At 65.9% G+C, this 23813-nt stretch carries 22 protein-coding genes; 14 read left to right on the top strand and 8 right to left on the bottom strand.

The window, feature by feature from the left end; all coding sequences use genetic code 11:
* The first annotated feature begins 2 nt into the window (after window positions 1-2).
* The 3 genes from QUW25_RS00110 to QUW25_RS00100 all read left to right on the top strand — a co-directional run bounded on the left by QUW25_RS00110 (window position 3) and on the right by QUW25_RS00100 (window position 1863).
* Window positions 3-692 (top strand): XRE family transcriptional regulator, encoded by a 690-nt coding sequence (locus QUW25_RS00110; protein WP_289510202.1) that lies wholly within the window; start codon window positions 3-5, stop codon window positions 690-692.
* A gap of 198 nt (window positions 693-890) precedes the next feature.
* Complete coding sequence (locus QUW25_RS00105; protein ID WP_289510201.1) at window positions 891-1445, top strand: GNAT family N-acetyltransferase; 555 nt, start codon at window positions 891-893, stop codon at window positions 1443-1445.
* A 34-nt stretch (window positions 1446-1479) separates the two neighbouring features.
* Window positions 1480-1863: an MmcQ/YjbR family DNA-binding protein gene (locus QUW25_RS00100; protein ID WP_289510200.1), complete on the top strand. Its 384-nt coding sequence runs from the start codon at window positions 1480-1482 to the stop codon at window positions 1861-1863.
* 3 nt (window positions 1864-1866) lie between these two features.
* Here QUW25_RS00100 and QUW25_RS00095 read toward each other — a convergent pair whose 3' ends face one another.
* Window positions 1867-2397 (bottom strand): hypothetical protein, encoded by a 531-nt coding sequence (locus QUW25_RS00095; RefSeq protein WP_289510199.1) that lies wholly within the window; start codon window positions 2395-2397, stop codon window positions 1867-1869.
* 29 nt (window positions 2398-2426) lie between these two features.
* Entirely contained in the window at window positions 2427-3149 is a 723-nt protein-coding gene (locus tag QUW25_RS00090) for a DNA alkylation repair protein (protein WP_289510198.1), read from the bottom strand.
* 100 nt (window positions 3150-3249) lie between these two features.
* Here QUW25_RS00090 and QUW25_RS00085 point away from each other — a divergent pair, with 100 nt between their 5' ends.
* The 6 genes from QUW25_RS00085 to QUW25_RS00060 all read left to right on the top strand — a co-directional run bounded on the left by QUW25_RS00085 (window position 3250) and on the right by QUW25_RS00060 (window position 6505).
* Entirely contained in the window at window positions 3250-3528 is a 279-nt protein-coding gene (locus QUW25_RS00085) for a type II toxin-antitoxin system RelE/ParE family toxin (RefSeq protein ID WP_289510197.1), read from the top strand.
* A 19-nt stretch (window positions 3529-3547) separates the two neighbouring features.
* A complete protein-coding gene (locus tag QUW25_RS00080; RefSeq protein ID WP_289510196.1) occupies window positions 3548-3847 on the top strand; it encodes a HigA family addiction module antitoxin in 300 nt (99 codons plus the stop codon).
* Window positions 3848-3960: 113 nt separating this feature from the next.
* Window positions 3961-4230, top strand: coding sequence for a type II toxin-antitoxin system prevent-host-death family antitoxin (locus QUW25_RS00075; RefSeq protein ID WP_289510195.1), 270 nt, complete (start codon window positions 3961-3963; stop codon window positions 4228-4230).
* Window positions 4220-4525 carry a type II toxin-antitoxin system RelE/ParE family toxin gene (locus QUW25_RS00070; protein WP_289510194.1) on the top strand — a complete coding sequence of 102 codons (306 nt, stop codon included), beginning with the start codon at window positions 4220-4222 and terminating at the stop codon, window positions 4523-4525. The genes QUW25_RS00075 and QUW25_RS00070 overlap by 11 nt, the downstream gene beginning before the upstream one ends.
* A gap of 86 nt (window positions 4526-4611) precedes the next feature.
* On the top strand, window positions 4612-5325 hold the full coding sequence (locus QUW25_RS00065; protein WP_289510193.1) for a response regulator transcription factor: 714 nt from the start codon (window positions 4612-4614) through the stop codon (window positions 5323-5325).
* Window positions 5315-6505: a sensor histidine kinase gene (locus tag QUW25_RS00060; protein ID WP_289510192.1), complete on the top strand. Its 1191-nt coding sequence runs from the start codon at window positions 5315-5317 to the stop codon at window positions 6503-6505. The genes QUW25_RS00065 and QUW25_RS00060 overlap by 11 nt, the downstream gene beginning before the upstream one ends.
* On the opposite strand, the gene QUW25_RS00055 is transcribed toward QUW25_RS00060, so the two are convergent.
* Window positions 6497-7186, bottom strand: a complete 690-nt coding sequence (locus QUW25_RS00055; protein ID WP_289510191.1) for a C39 family peptidase — start codon at window positions 7184-7186, stop codon at window positions 6497-6499. The two genes, QUW25_RS00060 and QUW25_RS00055, sit on opposite strands and share 9 nt — an antisense overlap.
* A gap of 205 nt (window positions 7187-7391) precedes the next feature.
* Here QUW25_RS00055 and QUW25_RS00050 point away from each other — a divergent pair, with 205 nt between their 5' ends.
* A complete protein-coding gene (locus tag QUW25_RS00050; protein WP_289510190.1) occupies window positions 7392-9155 on the top strand; it encodes a CAP domain-containing protein in 1764 nt (587 codons plus the stop codon).
* Between the two features lie 7 nt (window positions 9156-9162).
* Here the strand turns inward: QUW25_RS00050 and QUW25_RS00045 are convergent, their stop codons facing one another.
* Window positions 9163-11547 carry a DEAD/DEAH box helicase gene (locus QUW25_RS00045; protein ID WP_289510189.1) on the bottom strand — a complete coding sequence of 795 codons (2385 nt, stop codon included), beginning with the start codon at window positions 11545-11547 and terminating at the stop codon, window positions 9163-9165.
* A 102-nt stretch (window positions 11548-11649) separates the two neighbouring features.
* Between QUW25_RS00045 and QUW25_RS00040 the strand changes: the two genes are divergently transcribed.
* On the top strand, window positions 11650-12567 hold the full coding sequence (locus QUW25_RS00040; RefSeq protein ID WP_289510188.1) for a DUF5104 domain-containing protein: 918 nt from the start codon (window positions 11650-11652) through the stop codon (window positions 12565-12567).
* On the opposite strand, the gene QUW25_RS00035 is transcribed toward QUW25_RS00040, so the two are convergent.
* From QUW25_RS00035 to yaaA, 3 genes are all read right to left on the bottom strand, one after another.
* Entirely contained in the window at window positions 12564-13859 is a 1296-nt protein-coding gene (locus QUW25_RS00035; RefSeq protein ID WP_289510187.1) for an ATP-binding protein, read from the bottom strand. The two genes, QUW25_RS00040 and QUW25_RS00035, sit on opposite strands and share 4 nt — an antisense overlap.
* Window positions 13860-13935: 76 nt before the next feature.
* On the bottom strand, window positions 13936-15474 hold the full coding sequence (locus tag QUW25_RS00030; protein WP_289510186.1) for a TerB N-terminal domain-containing protein: 1539 nt from the start codon (window positions 15472-15474) through the stop codon (window positions 13936-13938).
* 338 nt (window positions 15475-15812) lie between these two features.
* A complete protein-coding gene (gene yaaA, locus QUW25_RS00025; protein ID WP_289510185.1) occupies window positions 15813-16565 on the bottom strand; it encodes a peroxide stress protein YaaA in 753 nt (250 codons plus the stop codon).
* A 59-nt stretch (window positions 16566-16624) separates the two neighbouring features.
* Between yaaA and QUW25_RS00020 the strand changes: the two genes are divergently transcribed.
* The 3 genes from QUW25_RS00020 (at window position 16625) to QUW25_RS00010 (ending at window position 21554) form a co-directional block, all read left to right on the top strand.
* Complete coding sequence (locus QUW25_RS00020) at window positions 16625-17491, top strand: spermidine synthase (RefSeq protein ID WP_289510184.1); 867 nt, start codon at window positions 16625-16627, stop codon at window positions 17489-17491.
* A 124-nt stretch (window positions 17492-17615) separates the two neighbouring features.
* On the top strand, window positions 17616-19640 hold the full coding sequence (htpG, locus tag QUW25_RS00015) for a molecular chaperone HtpG (protein WP_289510183.1): 2025 nt from the start codon (window positions 17616-17618) through the stop codon (window positions 19638-19640).
* Between the two features lie 201 nt (window positions 19641-19841).
* Window positions 19842-21554 (top strand): hypothetical protein, encoded by a 1713-nt coding sequence (locus QUW25_RS00010; protein WP_289510182.1) that lies wholly within the window; start codon window positions 19842-19844, stop codon window positions 21552-21554.
* A gap of 73 nt (window positions 21555-21627) precedes the next feature.
* Here QUW25_RS00010 and QUW25_RS00005 read toward each other — a convergent pair.
* A partial coding sequence (locus tag QUW25_RS00005; protein ID WP_289510181.1) for a transglutaminaseTgpA domain-containing protein occupies window positions 21628-23813 on the bottom strand: 2186 nt, incomplete at its 5' end.

Here is a 23813-nt window from a genome sequence, read left to right as displayed (position 1 = left end):
GCATGCTCCTCCTCGCGAACCTCTTTGGCACCACGATCGACGAGATGGTGAGAGGGGACGTGGATGAGATGCGCGAGATGGTCGAGAAGGACGAGCAGCGGACGAGGGCCTTCGCGATGGCGCTGGGGGCGGTGGAGGTCGCCGTCATCGCCGTGCTCGCCATCACGGCGGTGGTGGGGCGCGCGTACCTGGAGCCGGTGCTGCGCCTGCTGTTGGCGGTGCTGGTGCTGGCGTCCGCCGTGGTCGCCCTTGTCGCGCGGCGCGGCGGGGAGGGCCGGGAGGCCAAGAGCGCGGCTGAGCTTCTGGGCGCGGCATCCGGCGACCCCGTGGAGGCGGCGCAGGAGAGCGCCTCTGCCAACGTCATGCGGTTGGTGCTCCAGGTGTTCGTGGGGCTCGCCGTGGGCATCGGCGTGCTCGTGCTGGGCGACCTGATGCTCGATATGCGGGGGTTCATCGGGCTCGCGGCGGCGGTTGGCGTTATCGCGGCGCTGGTGGCGGCACGGATGCTGGGCCGTTACGCCCGCCCGATGTGGACGGCGGCCATCTTGCCGGCGCTCTGGGTCGTGGGAGCCATTGCCCTCGGCGCCGCGACGGGCGGCCTCGCCTCGCCGCGCGGCTGGATTGCCGTTTCGGGCGGCGCAATCTCGCTCCTCGCGTTCTGGGCAATCGGGCGGAGGTACCGCCGCGGGTAGGCGCGGCGTCGCCGGAACCGACGAGGCCACCGGGCGTCCCGAGGGAGCCTCCCACGGGGCGCCTTCACGTTTCCGTGCATCCATGCGCCCCTCTGCGGGTAGAATCACCCCGATCGTCCCCTCACGAGGAGGCGCGCATGACGACAGACCTCTAGCCGATGACGCCCAATGCTTTAGCTATCGGATGGAGGGACAGCTATGTCGAAAATCAGGGAGATGCTGCCCGGCGAGTACGGGCTGCTGGACGAGTTCCTGTACCAGGCGATCCACACCGAGCCGGGCGAGCCGCGCCCGCCGCGCTCCGTGACCGCGGACCCGGCGCTGCGCGCCTACGTCGAGGGCTTCGGCCGAACCGGCGACGTCGCCGTCTGCGCCGAGGAGGGCGGTGAGGTCGTGGGGGCCGCCTGGACGCGCCTCATGCGCGGCTACGGCTTCGCGGGGGAAGGCGTGCCGGAGCTCGCCGTCGCCGTCCTGCCGGGCCATCGCGGCCGCGGGGTGGGGACCGCCCTGCTCTCCGCCCTCATCGAGCGGTGCTCGGAGCTCGGCCACCCCGCGCTGTCGCTCTCGGTGCAGCGCTCCAACCCCGCCGCGCGCCTCTACGAGCGGCTCGACTTCCGGGAGGTCTCCGGCGACGACGGGGAGGCCGTGATGGTGCTCCCGCTCGGCGGGCGTGACGAGGGCGCCCTTCGCCCGCGCTCCGGCCGCCTTCATTATCCCATGGGTGCGTCAGGGTCGGCGGCACGCCCGATATAATCGGGAGCGTGAGCCCGACCAAAGGAGGCGCGCCATGGACCTCTCGCGCATAGACGCCCGCCTGCTCTCGCGCCCCGGCGCCACCAAGGCCCTCCACGAGAAGTGGGGATGGATGGTCTACTGGGTCGGCGGCAGGCAGTTCGCCTGCGAGTTCGTCGCCTCTCCCGACGCCAAGCCGCCCTACGCGGGGCGCCACCTGCTCTCGCTCAAGTGCGACCCCGACTGCATCCTGGAGCTGAGCGCCGAGCACCCGGAGGCCGTGCTGCCCGGCTACTACTCCGACGGACGCACGTGGGTCTCGCTCGACCTTGACGCCGGCCTTCCCGGGGACCTCGTGCTCGACCTCTGCGACATGAGCTACGACCTCGTCTTTTCCAAGCTGCCCAAGCGCGTTCAGCGCGAGATTGCCGGCGCGTAGCCTCTACCCCGCGAGCGCACGCAGCGCGTTGGCGGCGGCCTGCGACGTGAGGTAGAGCTTGAGGCCGATGGGGCTCACCTCGAGCCCCACAACGGGTGAGCCCTCGTAGGTGGTGACCTCGAGGCCCTTGTACTCCTTGAGGTCGTCGGCGCTTTGCCCGAGCTTCTGCGTCTCCGGCTCCCACAGCTCGAAGACGTACTCTGCGTCGGCGTCCGGCTCCGTGGCGATGCCGCTCTCCCCAGAGAACGGCTCAAAGGCTTTCTCGATCTCCGTCTGGTCGGTCACCTCGCGAATGACCTCGTCAGTCTGGGCGTCCTTCACCACAAGGCGGCAGACCTTGCCCCAATCGACGTTCGAGAGCGTGTCGGCAAGCTCCTGCGCCTGCGAGGCGACGTCCTCCGCCTGACCGGCGACGTCATCGAGGCCGGGCAGCCCGAAGCACCCCGTGAGGGGCAGCGCAACACTCGCGGCGAGCAGGGCGGCGATGGTAGTTCGGGCTCTCATGAATCTCCCCTCGACGTTCTTCTCGCCCATTCTATTCCTCAGCTCGTGACCTTGGTGCGTCAAACCTTGAGCGATTGCAGGTATGCCTTCTGCTCCGGTGCGATGCGGCGGCTCTCGCGGGCCTTCTGAAGCGCCTTGTTGTGTGTCCAAGCGTCGAGGGCGATTGGTCGCTGCTCAAAGAGGGGAAGCGTCGCCGCGGGCTGCTTGACGAGCGCGAACGAGAAGTACCAGGCGCGCGCCATGTTGACGTAGTACTCGGGGCGATCGATGCCAGCGATAAGCGCAAGGTGCTCGGGCTCGAAGGCGTCGTCCAGGAAGAGCGTCATGAGCTGGACCACCCCAAAGCGCACCGTGTACTCCGGCTCGGCGGCAATCCAGTCGCGTATGCGCTCGAGCACCGCCGGCAGGTCGCGCCTGAAGGCGGGGACGCGGATCAGGTCGCAGGTCGCCCAGTTGTCAACGAAGGGGAGGAAGGCGTCGAGCAGCTCGAACGCCTCCGTCGGCATCTTCGCCATTCTGCCGATGAGCTCGCCGTGCAGGTTGTTCTCGTCGTAGGTCTCATGCGGGAGCGCCGCGAGGAAGGCGCACGCCTCAGCTGGCTGCTCGCGTGCGAACCTGCGGGCGTAGCTGCGCAGCGCCGGCGTGCGCACGCCGAGGATGCGCGCGGGGTCGACGGTCGGCACGAGCTTGGCCTGGAAGTCGCGGTACGCGGGGTCGGCGAGCGCCTCGAGCTCACGCCGGATGCAATCAGCAGAGCCGTCCTTCGATGTCTCTCTCCTCATGTGACTCCTTTGAAACGAACACGTGTTCCTATATAATAAGCCTACCACAGGGTCTGTGGCGGCGAAATTGACATTGACAATAGTAACGCGAGGCGATACTATGATTAGGTCATTTGCAGACAAGGATACCGAGCGGCTCTCGTCGGGATTTCGCGTTGCACGGTTTGTGGCGTTCGAGCGTGTTGCACTGAGAAAGATTCGTCAGCTGCAAATCGCAAACGAGCTGTCTGACCTCAGAATACCGCCGGGAAATCGTCTCGAGGCACTGAGCGGAGATAGAGCTGGGCAATTCAGCATCCGCATCAACGACCAGTTCCGAGTCTGTTTTCGGTGGGTCGAGGGAGGTGCCGAGGATGTCGAAATCGTCGACTATCACTGAGCCTGTTCACGAGGGAGAGATGGCTTCTCCAATTACTCCGGGCGAGCTGCTGCGCGACGAGTTCCTCGTGCCCATGGGCATCTCGCAGTACCGTCTTGCCAAGGAGACGGGTATACCCGCACAGCGCATCGGACAGATCGTGTTGGGGCGCCGTTCCGTAACTGCCGATACTGACCTGAGGCTCTGTCGCTTCTTTGGCCTGTCTGACGGGTATTGGCTGCGTGCGCAGGCGGCGTACGACATCGAGGTGGCCCGACGCAAGCTCGAGCCCGAGCTCAGGAAGATAAAGCCCTTCTCCAAGATTGCCGCTGCACTGTAGTCCACATCGTTTACTTCGTTGAGAAGGATTTGCTCCTGGCTCCGTCTGGTTTGTCTATGCTGACGTGGTATTATTAGGCCACGGTCATACGCGCATGAGAAGAGGCGTCTGATATGGCAATCTGCGTTCCCGTTCGCGACATGAAGGACACGGCGGCGTTTGCCAAGCTCGTGAGGGAGTCTTCCGAGCCAATCACCGTCACGAAGAACGGCTACAGCGAGTTCGTGGTCATGCGCGCCGAGGACTATGACCTCATGCGGGAGGAGGTTGCCAAGGCACGCCTCCTGCGCGTGCTCGCAGACGCGGACAGGTCGTACGAAGAGGGCGATTTCGCCGACGGCCCTGCGTTCGTCTCGAGCGTGAGGGAGAGGTATGGCCTGTGACTACGTCCTTCTTCCTCGTGCCCAGGTGGACTTCGAGGAGATCGTGCGCTACCTGCCAATCGAGCTCGACAGCAAGAAGGCCGCCCTGCGCTTTGTCGAGGAGTTCGAGTCCAAGGTCCTTCTCGCCTGCGAGCATCCGGAGATGCATCCGCTCAGCCAGATGCCGGAGGTTGCCGCCCGCGGCTATCGCGTGATGCCCGTCATGCGCTACGTCGTCCTGTACGCATACCGCGATAACAGGATCGTGATCGCCCACATATTCCACTCGCTGCAGGATTACGCGCGCTACGTCTGATTGCCCGTCTCGCGCCCTTAAGCAAACGTTAGGAACTGCCGCGTCCTTCTCGCGTATCCTTGTGGCCGATACGAGGGGAGGGGCGCATGGGCGCACGCGTGTTGGTGGTGGACGACGAGCCGGAGATCTGCGAGCTCGTGCGCGTCTACCTCGAGGCGGAGGGCTTCGAGGTCGAGACGCTCGCGGACGGCGCGGCGGCGGTCGCTCGCGTGACGGATGACGATGCGCCGCAGGTGGACCTTGCCGTTCTCGACGTCATGCTGCCCGGCGCGAGCGGCCTTGAGGTCTGTCGTGCCATTCGCGCGCGCCACAGCTACCCGGTGATCATGCTCACGGCCCGCGGCGAGCAGGCGGACAAGATAGCCGGCCTCACCCTGGGCGCGGACGACTACGTGACCAAGCCCTTCCTGCCCCTCGAGCTCGTGGCGCGCGTGAAGGCGCAGCTCAGGCGCTATACCACGTACAACGCGGCGGGCGGGGCGCATGGCGAGAAGGACGGCGTCATCGCCTGCCGCGGCCTTGTGCTCGACGTTCCGGCCCATGAGGCGACCCTGAACGAGCGCCCGCTCGCGCTCACGCCGACGGAGTTCTCCCTCCTGCGGATCCTGCTCGAGGCAGACGGAGCGGTCGTCTCCGCGCGCGACCTCTACCAGCGCATCTTTGGCGACGAGTACTACGAGCGGGGCTCGGGTTCCATCACGGTGCACGTGCGGCACCTGCGCGAGAAGATGGGGGACTCCTTCGAGGACCCTCGCTACATCAAGACCGTCTGGGGATTGGGGTACAAGATTGAGCGCTAGCGAGAAGAGCGGCGGGGCCCGGTCAATCGTCCTGACCGTCGCGATGGTGGCGGGCGCCATCCTGGTTGCGTCCGCGGCGTTCTACACGGTCTTCGGCTTTGTGGACAAGGCTTGGAACGGCTCGTTCATGGACTGGCTGGCCCCGCAGATTCTGAACACCAACAACCTGAACGAATTTGGCATCTGGCCGGAGATGGTGCTGGACGTCTCCGGCATCAAGTACTTCTTCCTGCAGCTGGGCATCTGCGGCATCGTTCTTCTCGCCGTGGGGTGTGCGGCCGCTGCCGTCCTGTCGGCCCGCCGCGCCCGTCGCGAGGAGCGCGCCCGCGCCGCCGAGCTGTTGCGCGTCTTTCTTGACCATGACCTGGAGGTCCACGAGGCGTTTCCGGCCGGCTGGGAGGAGCTCGCGCTCGTGGCGTCGGATGCCAAGCGCGCGGCGGCCGAGAAGGAGCGCCAGCTCGCAGACGAGTCCGCCCGCAGAAGCGACCTCGTGACCTACCTCGCGCACGACCTCAAGACGCCGCTCACCTCGGTGATCGGATACCTCTCGCTGCTCGACGAGGTGCCCGACATGCCCGATGCGCAGCGCGCCCGCTACACGGGCGTCGCGCTCGACAAGGCGTGCCGGCTCGAGCGTCTGGTCAACGAGTTCTTCGACATCACGCGCTACAGCCTCACGCACATAGAGCTCGAGCTTGCCCCGGTGGACCTCGCGGGTCTTCTCGTCCAGCTCGCCGACGAGTTCTACCCGGCGCTTGCCGCCCACGGCAACGTGGCGCGCGTGACGGTGGAGGGGAGCGTGCGGACCGTCGAGGAGCCCGGCGAGCCGCTCATGGTCACTGCCGATGCCGCCCGCCTCGCGCGCGTCTTCGGCAACCTGCTGCGCAACGCGATCGCCTACAGCGACGAGGGGACGCCCGTGGAGGTCGGGGCCGTGGCCGGGGAGGGGAGCGTCGTCGTCACCGTGTCCGACACGGGCGCGACCATCCCCTCGCACAAGCTCCGCGCGATCTTCGACCGGTTCTTCCGGCTGGACGAGTCCCGCGGGAGCGCCACCGGCGGCGCCGGCCTCGGCCTTGCCATCGCCCGCGAGATCGTGGAGCTGCACGGCGGCTCCATCTCCGCCGCGAGCGAGAACGGCCGGACCACCTTCACCGTCGAGCTGCCGCTCTCACACTGAGAAGGCCCACAGGTTCAGGCACTGGTCGAGCACGCGCTCGAGGTCCCAGGGACGCGCGCTGCGCTCGGCGCTGTTGGGGTCGTGCACGATGACCTCGCCGCTCTCGGTCAGGCGCGAGAGCACGATGAAGTGGCCCGTGGTGGTGAAGTCTCCTGGCCCCACGCTGCAGATGACGGGCCTCCCCGCGAGGAGCGCCTCGCGCACGGCGCCCGTGCTGGCGGGCAGCTCCTCTGAGACGAGCCCAAGCTCGGCCGCGCCGTCGGTCATGAGGGCCCATGCCGTCATCCCGTCGGTCGTGTAGCCGCCGCGCTCGGAAAAGTCGGCCATGGCGGAGGGGTCGAGGTCGTCGCGCCCGGTGAGCGCCACGTAGACCATCGAGAGGCACGTGGGACCGCAGCCGTTCTTCTCGACGGTGCCCCCGGCGTAGGGGTGGCCCGCCCACTGCGGGTCGGTCTGGTAGAGGTAGGGGACCTCCCCTGCGCGCCACTCCGCGCGCGACGTGGAGTGGGCCGGCGCCGAGCCGCCCGCCTGCCCGGTGCCACGTGCGGTCGAGGCCACCACAAACCAGAGCGCGACGGCGAGTGCGACCACCAGCGCCTCGGCGGCCCCGAGCACAAGCGGAATGCGACGGGCCCTCCTGCGATTGAGGTACCTGCGCGGCGCGATGCGAGTCATGTTCATGATTCCCCCTTCGACGTGGCTCAGCCAAGCCTAGGGGCGTCCGCCATAACGTCGCATGAAGCGATTGCTAATCCTTTGCTAAGGTGCTCCAAGTACGTCGAGCGCTCTCTGCTGCCCAGACAAAGAGAAATGCACCCTCCCCTTTCAGATACCTGCGCTTCGCCGATATAATCGCGCTAACCTCAGGCCGCGACCGGGAGAAGCCATGAGAAAGCTGCTGCGTTGCCTTGCCCTTGCACTGGGAATGGTGCTCGTCCTTACGTTTGCGCCCACGATCGCTCGAGCGGCCAGCTCAACTGACACCGTGTCTTTTGAGGGGACGGTCGACTACGCTCGGGCCGAGGAGCAGCTCAAGCTGATGAACGCCGAGCGCGCAAAGGTTGGGGCGAGTCCCCTTACGATGAGCTCTGCCCTCCAGAACACGGCGGTCGTGCGCGCCGCGGAAACCGCGCTTTATTTCGATCACGTTCGTCCGAACGGCGAGAAGTGGGATACGGCTCTCCAGACACCGGTGTCCGGCTGGTGGGGCGAGAACATCGCGGCGGGAAACTCTACGGCACAGGCCGTCACCGATCAGTGGATGAACAGCGAGGGCCACCGGAAGAATATGCTCAAGAAGGAGTATCGCTACGTTGGCATCGGGTGCGTCACGATTGGAAGCACTACGTACTGGTGTCAGAACTTTGCTGAGTCGGTAGGAGGTGGCACTACCTCGGGAGGCGGATCCATTACCAGATTCTTTACGGTTGAGGTGAACCGCAGTCTGGTCCCGGCGTCGTATACCAGCATTTCTTCGAGCTCGAGCTCGGATACGCTTTTCGCAGGCGCGACTTTCACTTTGACTATGAAGATGCGCAATCCAAAGTGGACGTACGCAAACGTCTCCACCAGGGCCTCCGGCTACATATGGACCTCGTCCAACCCGTCGGTCCTGACGGTCGATAAGAACGGTAAGGTGACGGCACAGAACCGTCCCGGCTCGTCGGCGACCATCACGGCAACGTCGCCGGGCGGTTACAGCTGGAGCAAGACGTTCACCATAGCCCCGGACATCTCTGCGGCAGCGGTGGCCCCAATCCCCGATCAGACGTACACGGGCAGCGCCATCAAGGTTCACCCGGTCGTGACCCTCAACGGCAGGGTGCTCGAGGAGGGCGAGGACTACGTCATCGACTACCCGTTCGACAAGTCCGACTACACCAATGCCGGAACGGTCACCATCACCCTTCGCGGCTGGGGAGAGGTCATGGGCACAAAGACGGTCACGTACAAGATCTTGCCCCGGAGCCTGAGCGGCGGCTCCGTCTCGGCCGTCTCTGAGCAGCGCTACACCGGAAAGGCGATCGAGCCGTACGTGAGCGTTCGTCTCGCCAGCGGCGATTCCGTCCCGCCCAGCGGCTATACCGTGTCCTACTCCAACAACGTGCAGCCCGGCACGGCAAAGATCACCGTGACCGGAAAGGGAAATTACACGGGGACGCTCACGACCACCTTCGCGATCAAGGGCACGACCTCGAGCTCCGGCCAGCATGACACAACGGACCAGGGCCCCACCGTGCCGATGCACCGTCTCTATAACCCGTATACCGGCGAGCACCTCTACACCGAGAGCAGGGACGAGCGTGACGGGCTCGTTGCCATTGGCTGGACCTACGAGGGCGTGGGCTGGATCGCCCCCAAGGGCTCGCAGACGCCGGTCTGGCGCCTCTACAACCCGTACGTTGCCGGTGGTGACCACCACTACACGACGAGCTTCAAGGAGTACTCCGACCTTGGAAGGCTCGGCTGGTCCAAGGAGGGCGTGGGCTGGTACTCAGACGACGCCAAGGGCGTGCCGCTCTACCGGCAGTTCAACCCCTACGCGCAGGTGGGCACCCACAACTACACCACCTCCGCTGAGGAGCGCGACATGCTCGTGAGGCTTGGCTGGCATGACGAGGGCGTGGGCTGGTACGGCGTGAAGAAGTGAGGATCGCCTACGCGCGGCCGGCCTCAAGGAGTCGGCGCCCCCACTCTGCGACGCGCTCCTTCATGCCCGCCACGTCGAGCACGCCCTCGGCAAACCCCTTGCGGATGAGGCTCTCCGGCACAAGCTCGTCGTACTTCTCAAAGTAGGGGACCTCGGCGGGGTAGAGGAGCTCGTTGGGGTCCTCCAGCCGCTCTGCCGCGTCGCACACCACCGAGAAGAACGCGCGCTCGTCCTCTCGCATCACAAACGTGATGAAGTAGGGCCGAGACGAGCTGAAGGCCTTGATGCCCAGCTCGTCGGCGCACTTGATCTTGATGAGGCGCTCCAGTGCCAGAAACGCGTAGCTTCCCAGCCACGGGAGCAGGCACCACATGGTCTGCTCCTTGTCGTTCTCGCCCAGACACACGAGGGGGCCGTCCGTGAGGTGCGAGCTCTCCGCCACGTGGCGGGCCTGGCGCAGGCGCGCCCGGGCGTGCGGCATGAGGTAGGGGTAGGCGGCGTGCTCCTCCAGGGCGCGGCGCATGCGCTCGAGCACGTGGGTGTTCACGTCTCCGGCAACCTCGCCAAAGTAGGCGGGAACCTTGCCCTTGACCTGGGTCACGTAGAGCAGGTGTCGCTCGTGGTCCACCTCGTCGACAATCCACACGTGACCCGCAATGGCCACCTTCTCGCCGGGTGGCGGCGGGGCGCAGAGCGTGCCGATCTCCTCCGAGCCCGAGCGAACCGTGTACTCGACGTTCTCCTGGAAGACGGCAAAGAACTTGTACGAGCTCGTTACGCGCTCGCCGGCAAGCCCCACGATGAGGCCGCCGCCCTCGGTCTGCTCCACAAAGTCGTTGCGGATGAGGTGGCGCAGCAGCTCGCGGAAGTCATCCGCGCTCACGCGGTGGAAGTACGTGAGCGTGAGTACGCGGCTTGCGAGCTGGGCGGGGGAGAGCTCGCCCTCGGAGGTGAGGATGGCGAGCGTCTGGTGGCAGAGCAGGCTGTAGGGGAGGCGATCGAGGCGCGGGGGCTCCACCCAGTGCTCTTCTCGGTAAAGCTGTACGAGCGCTATCCCCTGGAGGAGCTTCCAGGGGATGGTCTCGGGCAGGAGCGTACGGGGCTCGGGCTGGTCCTCCCGCATGACGAACCACATCTCGGGCGGCCGCTCCCTGCGCCCCGTGCGACCCATGCGCTGCAGGAAGCTCGAGACGGTGAACGGCGCGTCAATCTGGAACGCCCGCTCCAGCCGGCCAATGTCCACCCCCAGCTCCAGCGTTGACGTGGCGACGATGCTCGCCTCAGAGGCGTCGTCTCGCATCTGCTCCTCGGCGCTCTCTCGGATGGCAGCCGAGAGGTTGCCGTGGTGGATGAGAAAGCGGTCCGGCTCCCCGTTAAACTCGCAGTACGCACGCAGCGTGGTGCAGACCTCCTCGGCCTCCTCGCGGGAGTTGGAGAAGATCAGGCACTTGTGGCCCCGCGTGTGCTCGAAGATGTAGCCCATGCCCGGGTCCGCATTGACCGGTGCGGTATCCGTACGCGCCTCGGGACGGGCGGGCACTATTCCCGCGCGCAGTTCTGCGGGCGCGTCCTTTGCGCCGAAGCTGTCTGAGCACGGGGATAGTGCCCGCCCGTCCCGAGGCTCCACGGACACGACATCTGCCTCGACCGTGTTGCCGGAGCTGCGCGCGCCGCCATCATCCGCCTGGGGATCAGTGTTGTAGAAGTGCTCCATCGAGATGCGCCAGGTGCGCGGGGGCTCCTCAATGCGGGGGATGACGGTGTTGCGTCCGGTTCCCGCGGCGAGAAACGCGCCGACAGCCTCGGGGTCGCCGATGGTGGCGGAAAGCCCGATGCGCCGCGGCTCCACGCCCGCTATTCTCGACAGTCGCTCGATGAGGCAGAGGCATTGGCCGCCGCGATCCTGGCGCAGCAGCGCGTGGACCTCGTCGATGACCACGTAGCGCAGGTCGCAGAAGAGCTTGGCCACGGCGGCGTGCCGGCGCACGAGCATGGCCTCAAGGGACTCAGGCGTGATCTGCAGGATGCCCGACGGGCGCTTCATGAGCTTGGCCTTGTGCGAGGAGGAGACGTCCCCGTGCCAGTGCCAGACGGGTATGCCCGCCTCCTCGCAGAGCTCCTCGAGGCGGTAGAACTGGTCGTTGATCAGCGCCTTGGTGGGCCCGATGTACAGGGCGCCCACCGACGCGGGCGGGTCCTCCCAGAACTCCGTGAGGATGGGGAAGAACGCGGCCTCTGTCTTGCCGGACGCCGTGGAGGCGCACAGCAGCACGTGGTCCTGCGTGTCAAAGATGGCCTCGCCGGCGGCAACCTGAATCCCGCGCAGGTTCTCCCACTCGTGCGCAAAGATGAAGTCCTGAACGAACGGCGCATATCGGTCAAAGACGCCCACGGTCCTCCCTTGAATAGAACATGTGTTTCATACTACCAGAGAGAGGCCCTCGGTGACCTGATAAAATAAAATTGCACGTTGCCGAAGCTTTGGAGGCAGATCATGTTCGGAAGAGGGCGGGGTCGTATCAGACGCCTGGCTGCGTGCCTGCTCGTCGCGCTCGCGACTGTCCCGTGCGCGGGATGCGCGGAGGGCGCCGACTCCCTCGTCCGCTATGTCGGAAGCCTCGTGACGGGAGAGGAGTACGTGAGCCCGCGGGGGCAGGCATGCCTCGATGCGGCGGAGGCGCTTCTCGCTGCGCTCGAGGCGGGAGACGAGGACGCGATCGTGGGGCTCTTCTCGCCCGAGGTCCGCGCAGGGTCCGATGATCTTGACGGGCGGGCCAGAGAGCTCGTGGAGAGCTGCTCTGGCCACGTTGAGTATCTGGACACTCACTCAGTGACGCGCCCCATGGAGTCTGAGAAGGTCGATGACGGAGGGCACCGCATTGAGCTCTCGACCGACTTCTCGTTTGCCCTCGATGGCAAGAACTACTGGTGCTTCATGACGCTCGTGAGCGAGAGTGACTTTGACGAGGACGAGGAGGGCGTCTCCACGATCATCGTGTGGTCCGAGAGCGCATACTCGGCGATGCTCTACGACGCACGGGAGACGGACTGGCCCGAGGGTCCGGGGCTGCACCTCCGGCTGAGCTATCCCCTGGAGTGGGAGACGCGTCTCGTGAACGACGACCCCCTGCGCTACGAGGCTGGGGACGTCATCTCTGGCACAGGTGAGGCTGCGGCGTTTCTCGACGAGGGCGAGAAGACCATCGGTGACTTCGAGGAGCGCTTTGGGCGGCCCTGCTGCGTGTCGTGGATGGGGGATGGCGTCGTCTACTACGAGCTTGCTGATAACGGGGGTGAGCCCCGCTATCTTGAGGTCAGCGCGACGGCGCAGGACAAGCCGATCTACTCCGCATACGCGGTGGGCGAGCGCGGCGTCGTCGAGAAGGTGTGGGACGAGGACGGCGGCGTCTAGATGGTGAACTCGGCGTAGGCGGCGTCGACGTCCTTCTCGCCTGCGGCGGCAACGGGGGCGGCCACGGCGCCGGAGAACGCATCCGTCTTGAGAAGCGCGGCAACGTTGGTGCCCGGGTTCTGGTACACGATGTCGAGAAGCTCGATGAAGTCGCGGATGACCTCGCGCGGCGTGAGGTGGGTGTCTGCGCCCACGCGCCCAAACTCCACCTTAAGGAAGCCCACGAGCTGCTCTTCGGTGAGGCTGCGCTCGTAGCCGAAGTAGCCCGCGTGAATCTCCGCGAGCTTCTCGATGAGTACAAGGAGCTCCTCATACGTGAGCGGCTCGAGGTGAATGACGGGGGCCAGGAGGTCGGCGAGGCCCGCGCTCGCAAATCGCCCCTGCGTGAGGCGGCTGCGCAGCGCCTCGTAGGAGAAGACCCCGCGGCGACGGTCCTCGATGGACTGCGGCGTGCCGCCCATGATGATTCCTAGGTGGTGTGCCTTGCCCTGGAGCGTGTCGTTGTACATGGTGAGGATCTTCTCGTAGTTGTACTGGCGCGAGGTGGCGTTGGGAATCTTGTAGAGGTTCACCAGCTCGTCGATGAGGACGATGAGGCCCTGGTAGCCGGCGCCCACGAGGAACTGCGCAAAGAGCTTGAGGTACTCGTACCAGGTCTCGTCCGTGATGCAGGCGTTGACGCCCAGCTCCGCGCGGGCCTCGGTCTTGGTGCGGAACTCGCCGCGCAGCCACTTGATGACGCTGGCCTTGCGCTCGTCGTCTCCCTCGAGGCTCGCGCGGTAGTACATCTTGAGGACCTGCGTGAAGTCAAAGCTGCAGACGAGCTCCTGGATGGGCCCGAGCTGCGCGGCGAGCGCTGCCTCCGCGTCCGGCGTCTCGCGCAGCGCCGCCACCCAGCGGTCGAGCACGAGCTGAAGCGCCCCGCCCTCGGGCCGGGTCTTGGTGGAGAGGTTACGGACAAGCTCGCGGTACGTGGCAAGTCCCTGGCCCTGCCCGCCCTGGAGGCGGCGCTCGGGGGAGAGGTCCGCGTCAGCCACCACAAAGTCCTTGCCCATGGCGTGCGTGCGGATGGTCTGGAGCAGGAAGCTCTTGCCGGCGCCGTAGCGTCCCACGAGGAAGCGGAAGCTCGCTCCGCCGTCCGCCACGAGGTCAAGGTCGTGCAGGAGCGCGCCAATCTCGCGCTCGCGGCCCACGGTGACGTAGGGGAGGCCAATGCGCGGCACCACGCCTCCCTTGAGGGAGTTGATGATGACCGCCGCTATGCGCTTGGGCACTCTCGGTGCGTCTCCCATGCCCTGCTCCTCTCGCCGTGTCTAGGGAGAAGATTCTAGCACATGTGTTCGATGGTGGGGACGCCGTTGTGGTTCTTTACGCGCCGAGCGCCTCGCGCACGTCCTCGACGTAGTCCTCGATGAGCGTGGGTGCGCCCGAGTCGTCAAATTCCACGACCGTGTCGCCAACGAGGTCGAAGAGCTTCTCGTTGATCGAGTCGACGAGGAGGTCGACGTTAGCCGGATCCGGCTGTCCGCCCTCGAGCAGGGTGCGAACAAGCGCCAGCTCGGCGGGGGTAAGGTTGAGGGAAGTGTCCTTCTCGTCCCCCTGATGAGGCTCCGGTGCGACAACTTCCTCCTCGCGCTCCTCGTCCACGAGCAGCGCCTCGCGCGTTAGGGCGGCTCCCGCGCGGATGCCGGCAAGCTTGGAGAGGTCGATCTCAATGCGGCGCGGCGCATGGGCCCGGCGCCACGCGAGGTAGTCCTGGGCCTCGCGGTCAATGATCTTGATGAGGTATTTGGGGTCGCCGTGCTCCTTGAGCGGGTGCGGGTAGTCGAGCGCAAGGCGCAGCTGACGGTCCACGGCGCGAAGGATCTGGCCCAGCTTTGCGCTCCGGGCGCCACCGTCATGGAGCGCGTCGCAGGACCAGATGCCATTCTGGCAGGTAAAGCGGCAGGTCTCGTCCAGCTCAAAAACGCAGTCTTCATGTTTTGCGCCCGGGTAGAAGACGGCTGAGGCAAACATGAGGTGGGGCATGGCGTGGCGCACGCCGAAGAGGCTCTCCGTGAGGCCCTGCGTCCGGCTGCCGTGATAGTAGCGAGCGAGCTGCTCGAACACGGCAAAGGTGACTGTGGTGAGCGCGTCGGGGTCATCGCGGTAGAGGCGCGACTCGCGGATTCTGTAGGTCGAGAGCAGGTCGAGCGCGTCGATGAGCCCTGTGCCGGAGGCGAGGAGCGCGCCGAAGTCTCTCGTCTCCTTTCGGCGTCCCCTTGTGGGGGCTGCAAGCAGCGCGGACTTCTCGACCTTGGCAAGTGCACAGACGGCGCGGTCGTGTTCCGAGTTAAGGTAGGGCGTGGCGAGCGTGGCGTCGAGGCCGTGGTACACCACGTAATCGACGAGCCACGGGCGAACATAGCGGTCCATGGTGGGCTCAAACGTGCGATATGCCTGCCAAAAGGCCTCGATGGCGCGGAAGGCCGGCTCCCCAGGTTCGGCACCTATGCCATTTATGAGCTCGTAGAGGTATACGTAGGCAAATGACGCTGAGGTCTTCTCGACGTGCCCATCTCTCACACGGGTGCGCCAGGTGAAGTACCCGCGCAGCTGGCGGTCGCCCATGACGGCGTAGGTGGGGAAGTAGCTCGAGAACGTTCCCTCGTAGGGGAAGTCGTCAGTGTAGCCCGCCATGAGGCGGGCCTGCTCGACGAAGAGGCGCGCGTCCGACCAGCTGCGTGCCTCGGGGCGTCGCGCGAGCGCGCGCATCTGACGAATTGGCTCAGGAACGTAGCTTGCGAGCTGAGATCCGCGCATGATGATTGGCTCGTCGGAATAGACGCGCGAGCTGGCAAACGCGTGGCCGGCCTTGGCGCGGCTCGCCGCAATGATCTGCTCGATGATCGCGTCGATGTCCCTCATGGTTCCTCCCGATGACTCATCTTAACCGGAGCGGGCATGGGGTGTGATTCAGAGCCTTCGCTGAAACGCGACGTGCCACCGGGTGGTCGTTAGATCGAAAAACGGGCCTTCGTGCAGCGCGCGACCGGTCTGGCAGGAAATCTGCCCCTTCGTGTAGCGTAAAACCAAGGCAATTGACCCGATTCTCCGGATACCGTATCTAGGACACTTGAAGAATTACCTGTTCGCAAGGTGTCCGATACCGAAGGGACCCTCAAAATCGCGCTACACGAAGGGCCAGATTTCCTCTCGGGCTAACCGTGCGCTACACGAAGGCCCTTTTTCATAATGAGAGCCTCTTATCGCACGAATATGAGGGTCGTTTTGTCCGAGAGGGCGTCGTCAAAAGCATACCCGCGCTCGTTGAAGCCGCGCAGCACGCCTGCGTCCTCAACGCCGCGCTCCGCGCACCAGTGAATGAAGGTCCCGCGGGCGGCCTTGGCCTCCGTTGCGGGTTGGCGGAACGCCCCGTTGCGCATGGTGCCAAAGAGGCAGGTGAGAGCCTGGGGGCCATCCGTGCGGACCCAGGGCGTGACGGCTCGTGCGTACTCGACGGAAGCCACGTTCACGATGACATCGCATCCCTCGTCTGCCAGCGATTCATAGAGGCTGGGCCCCCAGAACTCGTAGAGGTTTCGTGCTCCGTCCACGGCAAGGCGTGCCTGCATCTCAAGGCGATAGGGGACTACCCCGTCAAGCGGTCGCAGGATTCCGTAGAAGCCGGAGAGGATGCGCAGGTGATCGTCGAGCCACGCGAGGGCGCGCTCGTCCATCACCTCAGGTGCCATGTGCGTGTATTGGATTCCCTCGTACGCGATAGCTGCCGCGGTGGTGTCGCGCCTGAGGTCCATGTGAAGAAAGCGCTCGTAGTTGAGGTCGGCGAGGCGGTCGCTACAGGCCCAGAGCGCCTGGGTCTCGTTGCGTGTGAGCGCGCGAACCGCCTCCATGAGCCGCGCGGTCCGCTCAAGATGGGCGGGTTTTCGTACGGGCCACGGTGGCGCGTCGACGACGCGCATCTTCTTTGCCGGCGATGTTATGAGCCTCAGTTTCATGTCGCTCCTCTCTGGAACAATCCTAGCAGCTACTATCATGGGGTTGGGAAGGAGGCCGCATGCGAGGCAGGGGACTTCATCGAGCTGGGGCACTGGCAGCCGTGGGCGTTGCAGCCGCCGCTTCCGTTGCCTGTTCCGTTTCGGCCATTGGTCCGCACGTCATCCGAACCATGTCCGGCCTTGCTCTCGTCTACACGATACGGGACGAGAAGGGCGCACGCGTTCGCGTCCTGCGCACCGGTGGCGTCTACCAGTCCGCCACCTATCTCGACGACCGTCGCATGGAGCCGGTCTTTGAGTACTACCGCTCCTTTGGCAGGCTCTTCGAGATCATGCCCACGGCGCGCCGCGTTCTTGCCATAGGCGGCGGGGGATTCGCCTTCCCCAAGCTCGTGGCCTCGGAGCGTCCCAGCACGCGCGTGGACGTGGTGGAGATTGACCCGGCCGTCATCCGCGCAGCCCGCCGGTGGTTCTTTCTGGACGAGGCCGTCTCGCTCGCCCGTGCCTCTGGCGGCGACCTGCGCGTCTTCTGTGACGACGGGCGAGCCTTTCTCGACCGGGGCGCCGGGCCCTATGACGCCATCGTGCTCGATGCCTTTGTGGGTGCAGAGCCGGTCCGCTCCCTTGCCACGCTCGAGGCGCTGCGCGCGGCCAGAGGATCCCTCGTGCCCGGCGGCGTTTTGCTGGCAAACGTCGTCTCCTGCGACGGTGGGGCGGACGTGAGCTTTCTCCGCTCGTTTGTGGCAACCGCAAACGTTGCCTTCTCAAACGTGAAGATTGCCCTGGCAACAGACGACGAGCACGCGGCGGAGGACAACTACCTCGTCGTGGCATCTGACGCCCCGATTGACCTGCCTGACGCCATCCCCTACGACGCGGAGTTTCTCGGCCCCGTGCTCATGGACGAGCGTGACACTCAGCTCTGATGCCAGTGTCATGACAATTTACCCTGTCACCATTGTCATGAACATCTAAGCGTGGGTGACTAAGATTATCTGAAACGGGTACACTACCCTTCGTTTAACAACCCGCTCGGAAGGGAAGCGTCGCATGCGCAAGTTCAAGACAGAGAGCAAGAAGCTCCTCGACCTCATGATCAACTCCATCTACACCAACCGCGAGATCTTCCTGCGCGAGCTTATCTCCAACGCCTCGGACGCCATCGACAAGCTCTACCTCAAGAGCCTCACGGATAGCTCCGTGCGGGTGGACCAGGCTAACCTCGCCATCAACGTGGCCTTTGACAAGGACGCCCGCACCATCACGGTCTCCGACAACGGCATCGGCATGACGGCCGAGGAGCTCGAGAAGAACCTCGGCACCATCGCCCACTCCGGCTCGGAGGAGTTCAAGGCCGCAAACGCCGAGGCCCAGGGCGACGCGGTGGACATCATCGGCCGCTTTGGCGTGGGCTTCTACTCCGCCTTCATGGTGGCCAAGGAGGTCACCGTCGTCACGCGCGCCTGGGGCTCCGACGAGTGCAACCGCTGGACCTCCGACGGCATTGAGGGCTACACGATCGAGCCCGTTGCCGCCGACGACCCCGCCTACCGCGCAGCCTGCGGATCCGACGTCATCCTCACCCTCAAGGACAACGTCGAGGAGGCCAGCTACGACGAGTTCCTCAGCGAGTGGAAGCTCCGCGAGCTCATCAAGAAGTACAGCAACTACGTGCGCTATCCCGTCAAGATGCTCGTGACCAAGAGCCGCGAGAAGGAGAAGCCCGCCGACGCCGGCGACGACTACAAGCCGGAGTGGGAGGACTACACCGAGCTCGAGACCATCAACTCGATGACCCCCATCTGGAAGAAGCACGCCTCCGAGGTCACCGACGAGGAGTACGCCGAGTTCTACAAGTCCACCTTCCACGACTGGGCAGACCCGGCGCGCACCTTCAGCCTGCACGCCGAGGGCGCGCTCGAGTACGACGCCCTGCTCTTCATCCCCGGCCAGGCGCCCTTTGACCTCTACAGCCGCGACTACGAGAAGGGCCTCGAGCTCTACAGCTCCAACGTCCTCATCATGGAGAAGTGCGCCGACCTCCTGCCTGACTACTACAACTTTGTCCGCGGCGTGGTGGACTCCTCCGACGTCTCCCTCAACATCTCCCGCGAGACGCTCCAGCAGACCCGCCAGCTCCAGGCGATGGCGCGCCGTATTGAGAAGAAGATCACGAGCGAGCTCGAGGCCATGCGCAACGACGACCGCGAGGCCTACGAGAAGTTCTTCGAGAACTTTGGCCGCGGCCTCAAGTACGGCATCTACTCGAGCTACGGCATGAAGAAGGACGAGCTCGCGGGTCTCCTGCTCTTCTGGAGCGCACGCGAGCAGAAGATGGTCACGCTCCAGGAGTACGTGGCCGCCATGGCGGACGGTCAGAAGGCCATCTACTACGCCGCCGGCGACGACCGCGACCGCCTGGCCAAGATGCCCGTGGTGGAGGCCGTCCTCGCCAAGGGCTACGACGTGCTTCTGGCCACGCAGGACGTGGACGAGTTCTGCTTCCAGACCATGCGCGACTTCACGGCCAAGGGCCTGCCCAAGGTCTACGAGACGGACGCCGAGCGCGAGGCCGCCGAGAAGGCCGTGGCCGACGGCGCGGAGCCCGAGCTTGAGGACCGCACCGTCGAGCTCAAGAACGTGACCTCCGGCGACCTGGACCTCGCGAGCGATGAGGAGAAGAAGGAGGCCGAGGAGGCCACCAAGGCAAACGAGGGCCTCTTCGACGCCATGAAGGACGCGCTGGCGGGCCAGGTCGAGAAGGTCGCGGTGTCCACGCGCCTTGCCGCCGACGGCGCGCCCGCCGTGATCACCTCGGAGGGCCCGCTCAGCCTTGAGATGGAGAAGGTCCTCGCCGCCGGCCCCGAGGCCGAGCAGGCGCCCAAGGCCGTCCGCGTGCTCGAGGTCAACGCCAAGCACCCGGTCTTCGAGAAGCTGCGCGCCGCTCAGGAGGCGGGCGACGCCGAGAAGGTCAAGCTCTACGCCGGCCTGCTCTACAACCAGGCCCTGCTCGTCGAGGGCATCCTTCCCGAGGACCCCGTGGCCTTTGCCACTCAGGTCTGCGAGCTCATGTAGCCTGTCGGGCACATAAACGTCCCTTGGCGGGGGCGGGGGGCAAGAACCCTCCGCCCCCGCTTTCTGCGAGAGATTCGACCAATGATCGTCTCGCCTGACGCTTCTCGAGCAAGGAGTGCCGTTCCTAGAGCTTAACTTGACCTGAAAAGCTTCTCGCCCTATGAAGGAATCAACGCTGTGGATTCCGAGGAAAGGGGAAGTATGAGGAGGACGCTTTTGCACGGGGCACTCTCGGTTGCCCTGGGGGCGGCTCTGGCGCTCGGGGGCGGCACGCTCGCCCACGCCGAGGAGGCGGTCCCGTCGGCAGCCGCCGCGCACGAGCTCGCTGGCGCGACTGCGCAGACCGCCGCCTACCGGGTCATGGTTGAGGTCCACAACAACGTGAACGACGAGGTCTGGAACATACCGTTCACAAGCGAGTATGGCTCTAGCAACTTCTCCCTGTCGCCGGCCGAGGACCTCAGCGAGAAGATCGCCGACTATCGCTGCGAGGGCCTGACGTGGGACGCCGCCGGCACGAAGAACTATCTCTACGACGAGAACGAGAACAGCCTCTGGGAGGCCAGCGAGGAGGGCGCCAAGACCGTCGTCCTCTACGCCCAGTATGGCTATGAGCCCGTACGCACCGTCATCATCCATGACACCAACGACGGAACCACGCAGACCCTCGAGAAGTGCTCGGGCCTCTCGCTCCACTCGTACCTGCGCGACCGCGAGGGCGTCTCCTTTGTCTTCTGGAGCCTCGACAAGGAGGGAAAGCAGCCCGTCGACGACACGGTGGCGTATGTTGCCTCCACCAAGCGCGGGACCACGATCAACCTCTACGCGCAGTTTGCGCGCGACCAGGTGGCCGTTCGCTTCCACGACACGCTCGATGGCAGCACCTGGAACGAGACCGTCTTCATCTACGACGGCGACCTCGGCGCGGACAACGGGCCCTTCCTCATGCGCTATGGCGCCGACCGCCACAAGGGCTACTTCCGTCAGCGCCTGAGCTGGGACACGGACGGATTCGACCTCGTTGACGAGGATGCCTTTGGCAAGCGCGCCTGGGCGACCAGCTCCTCCGACGAGCCGTTTGACGTCTACGTGTGGTACCTCTCCAGCAAGGAGTACGTCCAGGTCTATGGTGACGCCAACATTATCGTCAAGGGACAGGCCAAGGGCGAGAACGTCCCCGAGGGCGCGAGCGTCATGATCGTTGCCAACGAGACCGAGCTCACCGACAAGCAACAGGGCTCCGTGGCAAACTACGGGACCCAGTTTGCCGCCTATACGATCGAGCTCTACGTGAACGGCCAGATAGTCCACGACGGCTTTGGTTCCCTCGAGATTTCCTTCCCGGTTGGCCTTACGTACGAGGGGCGTGACGCCACGGTCACCCACTTCAATGACAACGGCACGCTCGCGCCAATGAGCGCGCCCATCACGAACGGCTACGCCACCGTCAAGATCTCTGACCTCTCGACCTTTGCGGTCAACGTAAACACCGAGAACGAGACGCTCTATCGCCTCTACAACCAGTACACCGGCGAGCACCTCTTCACCGCCGACAAGGGCGAGTATGACGGGCTCGTGGGCATCGGCTGGACGGGCGAGGGCGTGGCGTGGGTTGCCCCCACCACGGGCGAGCCCGTCTATCGTCTGTTCAACCCGTTCAGCGACGATCACCACTACACCATGGACACCGACGAGTACGACAAGCTCGAGGCGCTGGGCTGGCAGAAAGAGGGCGTTGCCTGGCTGTCTGCCAGCAAGAACGCAACGGACGCCATCCCGCTCTATCGCCTCTTCAACCCGTTCGAGCAGAGGGCTACGCACCTCTATACCGCCGACAAGAGCGAGGAGGAGAAGCTCACCGCCCTTGGCTGGAAGCCGGAGGGCATCGCCTGGTACGGCTTTGCCGAGGAGTAGTCACTCCGGGCGCGCCGAGCGGAGCGGTTCCGGGTTGTCGCGACGGGGCGGAGGGCAGAATTCCTCCGCCCCGTCATTTCTGTCGCAGCGCGCCCTTGAGGCGGGCGAGAAGGTCGGGGAGCTTCTCGGCGCCCGTTGCGGGCGCGCCGCTTCCGTAGCGCGTGAGGCAGGCGTTTCTCGCCACGTGGCGCACGGCCCGCGCAAGCCCCTCGTCCGAGAGCGTGTTGCAGATAACTTCCGCAACGTCCTTCTCGGTGGCCTCCGGTCCCCAGGAGAGGCGTGCCCTGCGAGCGGTGCGGCAGACGCGGCGCCAGGCGTAGTCCCAGTCCCCGCGTCGCAGCCGGGCGAGTCGCGCACGGCGGGCGAGAAGGACCGCGAGCGCCCCCACGCCGGCCGCAAGCACGGCGCCACCCAGCGGCGCCACCCAGCCCGGCAGCTCGGACACGTCCTGGCAGGCCTCGTTCTCGCCGGCGGAGGGCTCCTGGCCATCCTGCTCGTCGGGCGGCTCGGGGGCATCGGCCTCAGGCACCTGCGGGGTCTCGTCCACGGGGCTCTCATCCGGCTGTACCTGCGGCTCGGTGGGAAGGTCGTCCACCGCCACGCCCTCGCTCGTGGCGGCTGGCGTCACGTCAACGCCCACCCAGCCGATGCCGTCGATCCACACCTCGCTCCACGAGTGGAGCTGGCGCATCGTGACCTCGTAGTTGCCGCTCTCGTCCGTTGCGTCCGAGGGCATATAGCCCATCACCACGCGCGCGGGAACGCCGAGCAGCCGAGCGAGCACCGTGAACGCCGTGGCGTAGTGCGTGCAGTACCCGCGCTTCTGCGTGAGGAAGTCGCCGATGGCGCTGAGGTTGTCCTTCCCGTCGCCGCCCGGCGCCGCTGCGGAGTAGGTGAAGTCCTCGGACGAGAAGTACGCCATGAGCCAGCGCACCGCCTCGGCGCGCCCGACGTAGTCGCTTCCCTCTATGCCGTCCGCGCGCGCCGCCTCCACGACGGCGCTCACGCTCTCGGGCACCGAGCCAAACACCTCAAGCTCTGCCGCGTGGTCGCCGCCGGTGAGGTCCACCGGGGCGCCGGACCCCCTGATTTGCTCGAGGCTCTGCACGAACACGTCCGCCTCCGTGGCATCCCGCAGGGGCTCCACGTAGGTGCCGTTCATCACGTAGGTCCGCTCGTCGAGGCTGCGCACCGCGCGCGTTCCCGGCGGCGCGGGGACCGCATCCCCGTCGGTCCAGATGGTCGTTACGAACGTGGTTCCCTCGCCGCGCGCGTAGCCAATGATGCCGTCGTAAAGGCTCCAGTTGACCTCCTCGTAGAGCGCCGACCCCTTGTCCGAGAAGCGCCACTCGCTGCCATCAAAGCGGTCGAGCACGCCAAGGCGCAGGTAGAGAGGTCTGCCCACTGACGTGGTGTAGGTGAGCGCCACGGTGGAGGAGTTTCTCGTGAGGTTTGCCGAGAGGTCCACGAGCGTCTCGATGCGCGGTACGTCAGACTGCTCGGCGGCCGGCACACTGCCGCCCTCGTCGCCTTGGCCCAGGCGGCTCTCGGTTGCTCCGGCGCCCCAGGCAATCGCCGAGCCGGATGCGGCAAGCCCGCAGGCAAGAAGCACCACGACCCCCAGCCGCAGGGCGCCGCGCGAGGGGCGTCCCGCCCCGCGCGCGAGCAGCAGGCCCAGCGCCACGACCGCCGCCGTCCAAACCGGTCGCACGGCACCCATGACCAGCTGGTCCGCCACGGCAATGCCAAGGGGGATGAGCGCCGTGCAGCAGCGCAGCTCCCTTGAGCCCGCGAGCAGCGCGGCCACGGCCGAGACCGCGGTGCCCCCGAGCACGATCACGAGGTCCCAGGCCTCGCTCTCGGCATCCGTCTGCGCCCCGGCGAGCTGGTTTGCGCCGTCGGTCACAATGGCGACAAGAGCCTCGAGCGGCGCGGCCTCCTCGCCGGCGTTCTCCGTCTCCCCGGGGGCGTCTGCGGCGTGAGTGAGCTCGGCCGTTGACTCGAGGAGCGTGAAGCCGCGCCGCGCCTCAAAGACGGAGGACGTCACCATGAGCCCAGACGTAACAAGGGCAAGCGCGAGAAGCGCCGATGCGCCCGCCCGCAGGGGACGAGCCGCGCGCCGGGCGCGCAGCTCCGCGGGGACGGCCGAGCCCACGCCCAGCGCGACGATGAGCATCACGAGGCACGGCGCCTCCCAGGCGCCGCGGCGAAAGAGGCTCAGGAGCGGCACGAGAGTGAGCGCGCCCAGCGCGCAGCAGC

The organism is Thermophilibacter provencensis, assembly GCF_030372065.1.
Taxonomy (GTDB): Bacteria; Actinomycetota; Coriobacteriia; order Coriobacteriales; family Atopobiaceae; genus Thermophilibacter; species Thermophilibacter provencensis_A.
This window is presented reverse-complemented; position numbering and strand designations above follow the sequence as displayed.

Coding starts and splice junctions, on each gene's coding strand:
- QUW25_RS00110 (WP_289510202.1), top strand. CDS start 3: ATGCTCCTCCTCGCGAACCTCTTTGGCACCACGATCGACGAGATGGTG.
- QUW25_RS00105 (WP_289510201.1), top strand. CDS start 891: ATGTCGAAAATCAGGGAGATGCTGCCCGGCGAGTACGGGCTGCTGGAC.
- QUW25_RS00100 (WP_289510200.1), top strand. CDS start 1,480: ATGGACCTCTCGCGCATAGACGCCCGCCTGCTCTCGCGCCCCGGCGCC.
- QUW25_RS00095 (WP_289510199.1), bottom strand. CDS start 2,397: ATGGGCGAGAAGAACGTCGAGGGGAGATTCATGAGAGCCCGAACTACC.
- QUW25_RS00090 (WP_289510198.1), bottom strand. CDS start 3,149: ATGAGGAGAGAGACATCGAAGGACGGCTCTGCTGATTGCATCCGGCGT.
- QUW25_RS00085 (WP_289510197.1), top strand. CDS start 3,250: ATGATTAGGTCATTTGCAGACAAGGATACCGAGCGGCTCTCGTCGGGA.
- QUW25_RS00080 (WP_289510196.1), top strand. CDS start 3,548: ATGGCTTCTCCAATTACTCCGGGCGAGCTGCTGCGCGACGAGTTCCTC.
- QUW25_RS00075 (WP_289510195.1), top strand. CDS start 3,961: ATGGCAATCTGCGTTCCCGTTCGCGACATGAAGGACACGGCGGCGTTT.
- QUW25_RS00070 (WP_289510194.1), top strand. CDS start 4,220: ATGGCCTGTGACTACGTCCTTCTTCCTCGTGCCCAGGTGGACTTCGAG.
- QUW25_RS00065 (WP_289510193.1), top strand. CDS start 4,612: ATGGGCGCACGCGTGTTGGTGGTGGACGACGAGCCGGAGATCTGCGAG.
- QUW25_RS00055 (WP_289510191.1), bottom strand. CDS start 7,186: ATGAACATGACTCGCATCGCGCCGCGCAGGTACCTCAATCGCAGGAGG.
- QUW25_RS00050 (WP_289510190.1), top strand. CDS start 7,392: ATGAGAAAGCTGCTGCGTTGCCTTGCCCTTGCACTGGGAATGGTGCTC.
- QUW25_RS00040 (WP_289510188.1), top strand. CDS start 11,650: ATGTTCGGAAGAGGGCGGGGTCGTATCAGACGCCTGGCTGCGTGCCTG.
- QUW25_RS00035 (WP_289510187.1), bottom strand. CDS start 13,859: ATGGGAGACGCACCGAGAGTGCCCAAGCGCATAGCGGCGGTCATCATC.
- QUW25_RS00030 (WP_289510186.1), bottom strand. CDS start 15,474: ATGAGGGACATCGACGCGATCATCGAGCAGATCATTGCGGCGAGCCGC.
- yaaA (WP_289510185.1), bottom strand. CDS start 16,565: ATGAAACTGAGGCTCATAACATCGCCGGCAAAGAAGATGCGCGTCGTC.
- QUW25_RS00020 (WP_289510184.1), top strand. CDS start 16,625: ATGCGAGGCAGGGGACTTCATCGAGCTGGGGCACTGGCAGCCGTGGGC.
- htpG (WP_289510183.1), top strand. CDS start 17,616: ATGCGCAAGTTCAAGACAGAGAGCAAGAAGCTCCTCGACCTCATGATC.
- QUW25_RS00010 (WP_289510182.1), top strand. CDS start 19,842: ATGAGGAGGACGCTTTTGCACGGGGCACTCTCGGTTGCCCTGGGGGCG.